Source organism: Spongiimicrobium salis, assembly GCF_043678055.1.
GTDB classification, from domain to species: Bacteria; Bacteroidota; Bacteroidia; order Flavobacteriales; family Flavobacteriaceae; genus Spongiimicrobium; species Spongiimicrobium salis.
The window spans coordinates 1108716-1120972 of the sequence record NZ_JBHEQA010000002.1; the positions used below are offsets into that span (position 1 = coordinate 1108716).

At 40.4% G+C, this 12257-nt stretch carries 6 protein-coding genes; 3 read left to right on the forward strand and 3 right to left on the reverse strand.

The features are described from left to right. Positions 1–8: 8 nt before the first annotated feature. From ACEXOE_RS14010 to ACEXOE_RS14020, 3 genes are read right to left on the reverse strand one after another with little or no spacing between them, the layout of a single operon-like run. Positions 9–749, reverse strand: a complete 741-nt coding sequence (locus tag ACEXOE_RS14010) for a M15 family metallopeptidase (protein WP_394749438.1) — start codon at positions 747–749, stop codon at positions 9–11. 26 nt (positions 750–775) lie between these two features. Further along, entirely contained in the window at positions 776–1489 is a 714-nt protein-coding gene (locus ACEXOE_RS14015; RefSeq protein ID WP_394749439.1) for a gluconate 2-dehydrogenase subunit 3 family protein, read from the reverse strand. Between the two features lie 3 nt (positions 1490–1492). Continuing rightward, complete coding sequence (locus tag ACEXOE_RS14020) at positions 1493–3211, reverse strand: GMC family oxidoreductase (protein ID WP_394749440.1); 1719 nt, start codon at positions 3209–3211, stop codon at positions 1493–1495. Between the two features lie 556 nt (positions 3212–3767). On the opposite strand from ACEXOE_RS14020, the gene ACEXOE_RS14025 reads away from it, so the two are divergent. The 3 genes from ACEXOE_RS14025 (at position 3768) to ACEXOE_RS14035 (ending at position 12193) form a co-directional block, all read left to right on the forward strand. Continuing rightward, positions 3768–6995, forward strand: a complete 3228-nt coding sequence (locus ACEXOE_RS14025; RefSeq protein ID WP_394749441.1) for a SusC/RagA family TonB-linked outer membrane protein — start codon at positions 3768–3770, stop codon at positions 6993–6995. 4 nt (positions 6996–6999) lie between these two features. Then, positions 7000–8715, forward strand: a complete 1716-nt coding sequence (locus tag ACEXOE_RS14030) for a RagB/SusD family nutrient uptake outer membrane protein (protein ID WP_394749442.1) — start codon at positions 7000–7002, stop codon at positions 8713–8715. A gap of 127 nt (positions 8716–8842) precedes the next feature. Further along, positions 8843–12193: an FG-GAP-like repeat-containing protein gene (locus tag ACEXOE_RS14035; RefSeq protein WP_394749443.1), complete on the forward strand. Its 3351-nt coding sequence runs from the start codon at positions 8843–8845 to the stop codon at positions 12191–12193. Positions 12194–12257 lie beyond the last annotated feature (64 nt).

Genomic DNA, 12257 nt, shown 5'->3' on the forward strand with positions numbered 1-12257 from the left:
ATACAGTTTTACTCCGCACAGGGCCACTTAAAATTCTCTACTTTGTAATGTATGGCCGCCGAGAGGTTGTAGTGCCACCATTCCGTTCGTGTTGACCAAAAACCATGGGACTCCATGGTTTCTTTCAATAACTTTCTATTCTCCAGAATGTTTTTAGGAAGATTCGTATTGTCGTGATAGGCACGCTTTCCAAAAAAATCAAAATCTGTCCCCATATCCAACTCCTCTCCTTCCAACGTGACCAAAGTAATATCTACCGCACCTCCTTTATTATGAATAGAGCCTTTTTTAGGATTTGCCACATATTGGGGGTTTGGTAAAATTTCCCACATTTTATATTGTACATCGTTGGGGCGATAACAATCAAAGAATTTGATCTTGACGCCTTTTTCTTTAAGTGCCGCATTTGCTTTGATCAAAGCTTTCGCTGTTTTGACCCGGGTGTAACATTCTGCACAATCGTAGACTTTGGCCTTAAGGAAATTATTAGTGGTAGCATAACGCAGGTCGTATGCAAAATCACGACTGTAATCTACCAAACGGATAAAAGTGGTATCCTTTTCGTTTTCCAAAGATTTTAATTTAGGAAGCTCCTCGGAAATTTCAGATATCCCCTCCAAAGTATCTAGGACCTGTACTTCCTCCTTACTTTTCCCTGACACCACCTGGTTTTTTGCGCTTTCCTTGCAAGCAAAGGCAAATACGGCTACCAAAACACCGATCCCGATTGCTTTTATGTTTAGTTTCATTGCCATCACCACATTCTAAAGGGAGGCTAGGTCAATAAATTTCCTTGATCGTCCCACTCTGCTATGGTTTCCCTCTTGCTATGATCTACACATTTGGCCAACCATTCTTCCTCATAGGCTACTCCGTGTTGTTTAAGCACATCTTCTGGAACTCCATCCCAAATATTCGGGGAATTCCCTTTATACCCCAGATCCTCTATCCCTTCTTTTGAAGTGTAATAGCCTGTTAAGGTCAGGTTTCGCATTAAAGAAAAGAATTGAACTTCCAAGCGTTGTTCATCATCCCTGATATCGGGTTCAGGATAAGCCATGGTGTCCAAAATCCCTTTCTGCTGTGCTTCTTGTAACGTAGCAAAACTAGCCCCATGCTTCGTATTGCTCTCATGATCCAACCACATTAATCCACCACGCAAAAGGGTTTGCATATCGGGTATGTCTTTCGCCATAAATTCAATAAAGGCAGGCACACCTGTAGCACTGGCACTCACACTGGTCTCATTTGCCGGAAGAATCAAATCTGCCAGAATACCTATGGTAATTAACTCGTGTTCATTTAAAAATTGCTCCGCTTCAAGCTTGGCAATCTGTTCTTTTTCTTCAGGGGTACGTCCAAAATGTTTTTCTTCTACTTGTTGTTTGGCCTCCTCTGCGCTCTCGCCTTCTGTCTTACATCCATGTGCCAAGAGTCCGGTTGCCGTAGCCCCCAGAATCATCGATTTTATACTTTTTCTTCTATCCATTTTCTAGATATTTTGCTGTTTCAATTGTTCAATAATGTAATCTGAAGTACGCCATGAAAGCGCTAGAATTGTCCAAGTAGGATTTTTATCGGCCTGGGAAACAAAAGGCCCCGCATCCACGATAAAGACATTATCCACATCGTGTAATTGCTGAAATTTATTGACTACCGAAGTCTTGACATTATCTCCCATTCTTGTAGTCCCTACCTCATGGATAATTTCCCCGGGTCGTAAGAGGCCGTAGTCTTGTTCTTTGGTCGGCGCCGATGACAACATCTGTCCTCCCATATTATGAACAATTTCTTCAAAAGTTTGGTGCATGTGCCGAGCTTGTTTACGCTCATAATCGGACCACTTATAATGAAAACGCAACACAGGAACCCCAAATTCATCTACGGTAGTTGGATCTATTTCGCAATAATTGTCTTTCATTGCCACAGATTCCCCTCTACCAGACATGCCCATTACCGAACCATAGTATTTCTTAACATCTTCCCGAAGACTGTCTCCATAACCCCCTACCGTTAAGCCAAAAAACTTATTAAGGGCATTGGGATTAAAACCAAAACCATAACTTGGCATGCCCAAACCTCCCCAAACTTCAATATGATAGCCTCTCGGAAAATCTAATTTTTTATTGTCCAACCACCAAGGGGTATACACATGTAATCCTCCAACACCATCTTCGTTGTACACCTTCCTATTCATTAAATCAGGGACAAATGCAGAACGGCTACTACCTGTGGAATCATGAAGATACTTTCCTACAATATTGCTACTGTTCCCTAAGCCATTAGGATGTTGCTTACTTTTTGAATTCAATAAAATCCGGGCAGAACTGCAGGCCGAAGCGGCCAATACGACTACTTTACCCTTCAATTTATATTCTTTGCGATCTTCCTTATTGATATAGGATACTCCAGTAGCTTTACCTTCTTCATTAGTGGTTACTTCCCGTACCATTGCATTGACAAAAAGATCTATTTGTCCACCATTCTTTTGCGCTGGAAATATCAAACAGGTTCCAGAAGAGAAATCGGCATATACTCCACATGCTCTAGCACACTGTCCACAATAAAAGCATACGCCCCGGTCTTTGTTTATCCGCTTTGTTAACATAGACATTCTAGAAGGTATTACCGGAACATTGGATTTTCGTGCACCTTTAATGTAGAAAAGCTCATGCAGACGCGGTTTAGGTGGAGGCAAAAAGAATCCATCTGGATCATTGGGCAAACCTTCATTGGTCCCAAAAACACCAATAAGTTTATCTACTTTATCATAATAAGGTTTTACATCTTCATAACCGATAGGCCAATTTTCTCCGAGACCATCCTCGTTCTTACGTTTAAAATCTTTTGGACCAAAACGCAATGAAATTCGTCCCCAGTGATTGGTTCTTCCTCCCAACATTCTTGAGCGAAACCAATTGAATCTAGAACCATCTTTTTGTGTATAGGGCTCTCCTTCGATCTCCCAGCCTCCGTAAGCGCTATCAAACTCGCCAAAAGGTCGTGTAGTGCCCGCTCCTCTTCTTGGAGACTCATAAGGCCATTTCAATTGTGTAGCTTGTTCTGGATCTTTGGGATCAAAAAAGGGACCTGCCTCCACAACGGCCACCTTTAGGCCGGCATCTGCCAAAATTTTAGTAGCCATTCCGCCACCAGCACCGGAGCCAACAATAATGACATCATACATCGTTGGGGATTCAATTATTTGCATATTTCGTAATTTTAAGAATGTGTTGACAATTTATAACATTTATCCAAAACAAAGGGCAAGAAAAGTTTGGTTGGTTTTTTAATTTTCGAAAAATTATCAAGTTCATAAAAAAAGGCCATCTTTTTTAAAAAACATGAAATTCGTAAAAAAAAGTGTTTTTTATTGCTTAAATCCTACAAAAACGGCATAATTTTATGGTATTCTCAGATTCATAAAATACTTTTTTTTAGTGCTAAATTGACAAATAATAGGTGCTATAATTATAGATATCCCATAATCCCAGTAGGATTTAACATTTTTTTTACATTATTTTTAATTTAAAGAAACGGTTGCTTCCTGTAAGAACTTACGTAAGAATCCTGTCAAAATATCAAAAACTACAACGTTTTCGTAAAAATCATATTCGCAGAAAGCGCCTGTAAACATCAGTAAAATCAAATTATTTTAGTATAATTACGGTGATTTTTCAATTTAAATATCATTTTATTACCATATTGATATTTTAAGGGATAAAAACATCAATAAATAAATTAAACTAATTAAACAACTAATGATTATGACTCAAAAAAGTGATTGTTATTTATTAAAACCAAAAAAGAGGAAGGTCAAGGCCTATTCTTTTGGCTTAAAGGTTTTATTATTGTTATTTTACTTTGGAGGCCAATTGGCCCAAGCGAACACGACCACCTTGACTATGGTGGCCGATGAAGTATTACAATCTACTATTACAGGTACTGTAACTGATGAAGATGGTTCCCCACTGCCTGGAGCAAGTGTTCTCGTTAAAGGAACGACCAATGGAACTCAAACGGACTTTGACGGAAATTACACCATTACGGCAGATGCCAATGCAACCCTAGTTTTCAGCTACATTGGGTATGCTTCCCAAGAAATTGCTGTAGACGGAAGAACAACGATCAACGTTCAAATGGCAACGGATGCCAGTGAATTGGACGAAGTGGTTGTACTGGGGTATAGCACGCAAACAAGAGGTGACCTAACCGGATCGGTAGCATCAGTAGATGTTTCCGAGGCCAACAAGGCTCCCATCGTTAACGTTGCGGAAGCCTTGGAAGGTAGAGCAACAGGGGTTAGTATTACGAACAACGGTGCTCCCGGAAGTACGCCAATTGTACGTATCCGTGGTTTTGGTACACCGAACAACAACAACCCGCTATACATTATAGATGGTCTTCAAACTTTGGACGGTAGTGTTTTGAACAATATCAACCCAAATGATATTGCGCAGATCAACGTACTTAAAGATGGCGCTGCTTCTATTTATGGAGCAAGGGCATCTAACGGGGTTATCATTATTACCACAAAAAATGGAAATTATAATCAGGATAAAGCCAACATCTCTTTAGATGTATATACTGGTTTTGCCAGAGCAACACGTTTACCAGACATTTTAAATGCCCAACAATTGGGTGATGTATTGTTTGAAAGTTTGGCCAATGACGGTGCAACAGTATCTCACCCTCAATATGGAAGTGGACCTAATGCGGTTGTACCTGCAACCTTACAAGGTGCCTCTTTCTTAGGAACGGGAGAAGCGGTTACCGCTAATGTTCGTCCGGGAGGAACCAACTTCTTGGAAGAAATCTTTAGAAATGCACCTACGCAGAATGTATCTGCCACACTATCCAATGGTAGTGAGTCTTCAAGATATTCTGCAACTTTAGGCTATTTAAATCGTCAGGGGATTCAGCTGACGACTCAATTTAAGAGAGGTCAGATTCGGTTAAACTCTGAATTTAAAGTAACACCTTGGTTAACCGTAGGAGAGCACTTCAACGCATCCTTTGAACAGAGCAGAGGAGGAAATACCGTACAGTTGGCCCAACGTATCAGTCCTTTGGTTCCTGTTCGTGACAGTGAAGGTCGTTTCGCTGGTACGTACAACAACGCTATTGGATTATCCAATGCTACAAACCCAGTGGCCGATTTGGAAAGAGCTGGAGATAACTTCTTCAAAAGAACACGAATCTTAGGAGATATTTATGCACAAGTGAAACTTTATGATGGACTATCCTTTAAAACAAGTATTGGTGGTGATATCAACTTATTCAATACCAGAAGTTTCTTAGCCTTAAACCCAGAGCATTCTGAAGCTCGTGGTACCAATACATTGACGGAGCAGAATTTCCAGTCCTATAACTGGACATGGACCAATACGTTGAACTACAACAAAACTTTTGGAAAGCATAACATCAATGCCTTATTGGGTATTGAAGCAAACTCCAGCACAGGAAAGAGTTTACAGGTGGCCGCTACCGGTTTCCTTTTCGAAACTCCTGATTTCTATTTGCTGAGAAATGCTTCTGGAACGCCAATTGTAGATCAAGGAAATACCTTTGATTTTGAAAACACCTTATCTTCTTTCTTTGGTTCGGTAAACTATGCTTATGACGATAAATATTTATTGACAGCTACCTTACGTAGGGACCGTTCTTCACGTTTTATTGGGGATAACCAAAGTGATATCTTCCCTGCATTTAGTGCTGGTTGGGTCATCAGTAATGAAGATTTCTTCAACCAAGACGGGGTGTTGAATCGTTTAAAATTCAAAGTATCTTGGGGTGCCTTGGGTAACCAGGAATTACCTGCCGGAGACCCTGGAAACAATCAATTTGCATTGAACAATGCTATTGCTGATGCTTCTTTTACGGGAGCAAGGGGATCTGCTGCAACCGGAGCTTTCTTTAGTCAATTTGGAAACCCTAACATTACATGGGAAACCAGTGAGAGTTTTAATGTAGGTGCAGAATTTGGATTCTTGGAGAATAGCTTAACCTTCGGGATAGAATATTTCAATATTAAGACAGAAGATCTAATTGCCTTGAACTTAAATGCCAACCCAACAACTGGAACCGATGCCAGTGCGCCCTTCTTTAATTTAGGGTCTATTGAAAACAAAGGTTTGGATATCAGTTTATCCTATCAAAACCAGACTTCTGGTGGATTCCAGTATAGTGCAGACCTTAACGTTTCCACGATTGACAATGAGGTAACGGAGTTAGCAAGTGAGTTCCAGGTAGGAAACGAATTCAGAGGAGGTTCTATTACGAGAACTCAAGTAGGACAACCACTATCTTCTTTCTTCGGAAGAGTAGTAGATGGTATCTACAGAAGTGAGGCTGAAGTTGCTGCCGGTCCTGACCAAGGATTTGCAACAGATGCTGACGGAGTAGGTAGATTACGTTATAGAGATTTAAATGGAGATAACATCATCAACGATGATGATAGAGACTTTATTGGTTCTCCTCATCCTGATTTCACTTTTGGATTGAACTTGAACGGTCAATACAAAAACTGGGATATCAGTGTATTCTTTTCTGGAGTAGTTGGGAACGATATTTATAACTTCGATAGAATCTTTACCGATTTCCCGACCTTCTTTAACGGAAATAGAAATGCTAGGGTATTGAATTCTTTTAATGCAACGACGAATCCTAACGGTACTGCGCCTGCGCTCAGTGCTTCTCTTACCAATAACGAAACTAGTCCAAACTCTTTCTTTGTGGAAGATGGATCTTTCGTACGTTTAAAGAACTTGTCCATAGGGTACAATTTTCCTAGTACTATTACGGACAAATGGGGACTTGATGGACTTCGTCTTTATGTGAATGCCAGTAACTTGTTCACCATAACAGGATACAATGGTATTGACCCAGAAATTCAACCAAACAGTGGTGCGAATAGCGCTTTAACCATTGGTGTAGACACCAATACTTTCCCACTATCCCAAATATTTACATTAGGTGCTAATTTAAAATTGTAAAAAAATGAAAAAGAAATTAATTTATGTTTTTTTAATCACGTTCATACTGCATTCTTGCGGTGATGATTTTGCTAGTACTCCCGCGGTGGGAGCCTTAAGTCCGGAAACACTGGCGAACCCTCAGGGAGTGAACTTGTTGTTGACCGGTGCGTATTCTGCTCTGGATGGAACTAGAAATAATCTGTCCGGAAATGGCTTTGCCATTAGTGGAGACAATTGGTGGTTTGATGTATGGGCAGATGATGCCCATAAAGGAAGTACTGATGGAGATCAAATTGAATTATTCCAAATAGAAACCAATGATATTCAAACTTCCAACCCTTATTTCTTAGGAAAGTTCTCGGCCTTATACGGTGCCTTGAACAGAACCAATGCAGTGCTTTCTGTAATTGCTGGTATCGACAGAGATGCCTTGACTACGGCTGAAGCTGCTGCCATTACTGGACAGGAAGCAGAAGCACGTTTCTTAAGAGGGCACTTCTACTTTGAATTGACTAAAATTTGGGGAAATGTGGCCATAATTTCTGTAGAGAATTTTGATGCACAGGAATTCAATCAGCCAAACCCAGGTCCAGCTTGGGATCAAATTGAAGCTGATTTCCAATTTGCTATTGATAATTTGCCTGCTACGCAAGGTGATCCAGGAAGACCTACAGCAGGTACTGCTAGAGCCTTTATGGGGAAAGCACATTTGTATCAAGGAGAATTTGCGCAAGCATTGACCTTATTAAATACGGTAATCAGCAGTGGAGAATTTGCCTTGGCCCCAGAGTTCTTGGACAACTTTACGGCTTCTGGTGAAAATGGACCAGAATCTGTATTTGCTATACAGTTTGCTGCTGATGGAGGACAATCCTTTAACGGTAACCAAGGAAGTACATTGAATTTCCCTGGTGGTGGACCTTTCGGTTCTTGCTGTGGTTTCTATCAGCCATCTATTGATTTGGCCAATGCCTTTAAAACCGATGCTGCTGGATTGCCCCTATTAGACACCTTTAACGATAGTGATATTGCTAATGATTATGGTGTTGAAAGTGCAGAGCCTCATACGCTTGAAGCAGGGACTTTAGATCCAAGATTGGATTATACCATTGGACGTAGAGGTATTGATTATAACGGTTTTGGGGAGCACATTGGAAAAGAGTGGATCAGAGCTGGTTTCAACGATATTTCCGGTCCTTATTTACCTAAAAAGAATGTGTATCAAATGAGTGAACTTGCAGCCAATCAAGGAACTGGTGCATGGGGTCAGCAACACTCTGGGGTAAATTATAATATTATGCGTTATGCAGATGTTCTTTTAATGGCTGCTGAAGCTGCCGCTGAAACCGGAGACTTGGCAACGGCCTTGAACTATGTGAATCAGGTAAGAGCGAGAGCAGCAAACAGTACTCCGGTACAAGCTTTGGATGGAAGTGGTCCTGCTGCTAATTACTTAGTGGCGGAATATCCTTCTTTCCCTGATCAAGCTTTCGCTATCCAAGCCGTGCGTTTTGAGCGTAGAGTAGAATTAGGTATGGAAGGACACCGTTTATTCGATTTAAGAAGATGGGGTGTTGCTACGCAAGTAATGAACGATTACTTTGCAAATGAATCTCGTACCATTACGAATTTTGCGGGCAAAGTTGCACCATACGAAGCTAGATTTGACTTGTCTCCAATTCCAATTAATGCCATTGACCTTAGTGGTAATGTATTGACGCAGAATCCTGGTTACTAAGTTTTTAAAATCCTTATAGTTAAACCTATAATTTTGAGCAGGATATCTTCGGATATCCTGCTTTTTTATGATTTCTTTTCTAGATTACATTTGAAGTAATCCTTATATTTAAAGTCAAAAAAATAGAATGAAGAATTCCTCCCCTATCCCTTTTATGGTTGCGTTTGCATCCCTATTTTTCTTTTTTTCCTGTGCCGATGACTCAGGGGCAACACAGGGCAATACACTGTTCAAATCTGTGAGCAAAGAACAATCCGGAATTGATTTCGCCAATACACTTACTGAAAATGATTCCTTGAATTATTTTACCTATGGGTATATCTATATGGGTGGTGGTGTTTCTGCCGGGGATATTAACAATGATGGTCTGGTAGATTTGTTTTTTACCGGAAATATGGTGCCTAATAAATTATACCTCAATAAAGGAAATCTAAAATTCGAGGATATTTCTGTAGCAGCAGGAGTGCAAGGAGATGATCGCTGGTATACCGGAGTGACCATGGCCGATGTGAACAATGATGGCTTCTTGGATATTTATTGTGCGGTAGGTGGTAAATTTGGTCCTAAAGAGAATCAACTTTTTATCAATAATGGGGATAGTACCTTTACGGAAAATGCCAAAGCCTATGGACTGGCCGATTCCGGAAATAGTGTTCAATCCACTTTTTTTGATTATGACCAAGACGGAGATCTTGACTTATATGTGGCCAATTACCCTCCATCCCCATTTAACGCGCCCAATCAATACTACAGAATAAAAAAAACCTTCCCTAAATTAGAAGAATCGGATAGACTCTATCGCAATGACGGCAATAGCTTCACCGATGTCACCGAAGCAGCAGGTTTGCTCAATTTTGGGCTATCGTTAAGCGCTACCGTAGGCGATGTCAATCAAGATGGATGGCCTGATCTATATGTCTCCAACGACTTTAGTTCTCCAGATCTTTTTTATATCAATAATGGAGATGGCACCTTCTCCGAAAACTTGAAAGAAGCTACTAAAAATACCTCTTTCTATGGTATGGGCGTAGATATTGCCGATTTCAACAACGACCAACTACTGGATATTTTCCAGGTAGATATGACTGCTCAAGATAATCGACGGTCTAAAGCCAATATGGCCAGTATGAATCCTGATTTGTTTTGGAGTACCGTAAACTCGGGCTTCCATTACCAATACATGCAAAATAGCCTTCAAATGAATAACGGGACGGTAAATGACGGCTTGCCCGATTTCAGTAATGTTTCCCGATTGGCAGGAATTTCCTCCACAGATTGGAGCTGGGGGCCCCTTGTTGCCGATTTGGACAATGATGGTTGGAAAGATGTCTTTATCTCCAATGGTACCCGCCGCGAAATCAATAATAAGGATTACTTCGAAAAATTGAAAAAAGTCAATGACATTCAGGAAAATTCCTTGGCCTATAGTATGGGAATGCCCTCCGAAAAAGTTGATAATTTCGTATATCGTAATAAAGGTGATCTCAGTTTTGAACAAATGAATACTACTTGGGGCCTAAGTTATAAGGGCTTTTCCAATGGGAGCATCTATGTGGATCTGGACAATGATGGGGATTTGGAAATCATTAACAACAATATTGATGATTACGCTACTATTTTTGAGAATTCAAGTGCTCTTAAAAACAATCACATCACTTTAAAATTCAAGGGAAATGCCAAGAATCCTTTTGGGATAGGCGTTAAGGCGTACGTTACTGCAGGAGAGAGCAAACAATTTCAAGAAATGACACTAACGCGTGGTTTCCAGTCTTCAGTAGCCCCTCAACTACATTTTGGCCTTGGCAAGGCCAATACTATAGATTCTTTAAGGGTGCAATGGCCCGATGGAAAGTGGACCATTCTTACTGATATTAAGGCAAATCAATTTTTAGACATTTCCCATGGCGATGCCGTTGATCGGCCTGTAGCTTCAACTACCTTAAGTTCAGAAAAAATATTTTCTACCAAAGCCGATACTACCTTTTTAGTTCAACACCGCCATATAGAAAACTTCTATGACGATTTTGATAAAGAAGTACTTCTCCCCCATCAAACTTCTATGTTTGGACCAGGTATAGACGTTGGGGATCTTAATGGTGATGGTTTGGAAGACTTTGTTGTAGGAGGGGCTTCCTATGATGCTACTGCTGTTTATTATCAAACCAAAGAAGGTTTTGTAAAACAACCTATGGATGTATTGCTAGAGGATAAGCTCCATGAAGATATTGACGTCCATATTTTTGATGCCGAAATGGATGGGGACAACGACCTTTATGTGGTCAGTGGAGGAAACGAATTTGAACCCAACTCCCCCATGTTACAGGATCGATTGTACATCAATGATGGTCAGGGTAATTTTAGCCGTTCTGCTACGGCTTTACCCGAAATGATCACCAGTGGATCCCGTGTACATCCTTATGATTTTGATGAAGATGGGGATTTGGACCTCTTTGTTGGAGGTCGTTTGATCCCTGGCAATTACCCGCAGCCCGCCAATAGTTATATTTTGGAAAATGTCAGTACTAAAGGAAGAGCTCAATTCAAGAATGTGACCGCTACTATAGCGCCTGATCTTAATAAGCTCGGGATGGTTACAGATGCCCGTTGGACGGATTACGACAAGGATGGCCAGATAGACCTCGTCATCGTTGGCGAGTGGATGCCCATTACCGTCTTAAAGAATACTAATGGTCGTTTTGAAAATAAAACCACCGAATTGGGACTTTCAGAATCCAACGGTTGGTGGTTTAGTATTGAAGAAGGGGATTTTGATCAAGATGGCGATATGGATTTTATTGTAGGGAACTTAGGCCTTAATTTTAAGTATAAGGCCAATGCCGAGGAAACTTTTGATATTTATTCCAGTGATTTCGATAATAATGAGCATAATGACATTGTATTGAGTTATTATAATGGAGGTGAAAAATATCCGGTACGGGGAAGAGAATGTTCCTCCCAACAAATTCCTTCCATCAAGAAGAAATTTGAAAATTATACTTCTTTTTCCACTGCCACTTTAGAAGATGTATATTCAGAGGATGAACTCAATAAATCATTGCATTATCAAGTAAAATCTTTTGCCAGTATTTATCTCGAAAACAAGGGCACTTCGTTTGTGTCTCACACCTTGCCGCAATTGGCGCAGATTTCCAATATCAATCGGGTATTGGTAGAAGATTTTGATGGCGATGAGCACTTGGACGTTGTTATCGCAGGAAATTTACATAATTCGGAAGTAGAAACTCCCCGAAATGATGCTAGCAATGGTCTTTTCCTAAAAGGAGATGGTCAAGGAAATTTCACTCCCATTACGGCAAAATCCAGTGGTTTTTTTGCCAAAGGGGACGTTAAGGATATGACCAAAATACGGTTTAAAGACCATACCTATATTCTTGTGGCCAAAAACAGTGATTACCTGCAGTTTATACAGGTGAATACTCCTTCTATAAAGAAAGATGAAATAGCGCTATCACAATAAATACGGCTATAGGATGTGTAATTTATGGTTCAGAATAGTATAAACGGCCTTTGGGCCTAAATAA

What these genes read in the sequence shown, in the direction of transcription:
- ACEXOE_RS14010 (WP_394749438.1), bottom strand. Translation starts at nt 749, where the DNA reads ATGAAACTAAACATAAAAGCAATCGGGATCGGTGTTTTGGTAGCCGTA.
- ACEXOE_RS14015 (WP_394749439.1), bottom strand. Translation starts at nt 1,489, where the DNA reads ATGGATAGAAGAAAAAGTATAAAATCGATGATTCTGGGGGCTACGGCA.
- ACEXOE_RS14020 (WP_394749440.1), bottom strand. Translation starts at nt 3,211, where the DNA reads ATGCAAATAATTGAATCCCCAACGATGTATGATGTCATTATTGTTGGC.
- ACEXOE_RS14025 (WP_394749441.1), top strand. Translation starts at nt 3,768, where the DNA reads ATGACTCAAAAAAGTGATTGTTATTTATTAAAACCAAAAAAGAGGAAG.
- ACEXOE_RS14030 (WP_394749442.1), top strand. Translation starts at nt 7,000, where the DNA reads ATGAAAAAGAAATTAATTTATGTTTTTTTAATCACGTTCATACTGCAT.
- ACEXOE_RS14035 (WP_394749443.1), top strand. Translation starts at nt 8,843, where the DNA reads ATGAAGAATTCCTCCCCTATCCCTTTTATGGTTGCGTTTGCATCCCTA.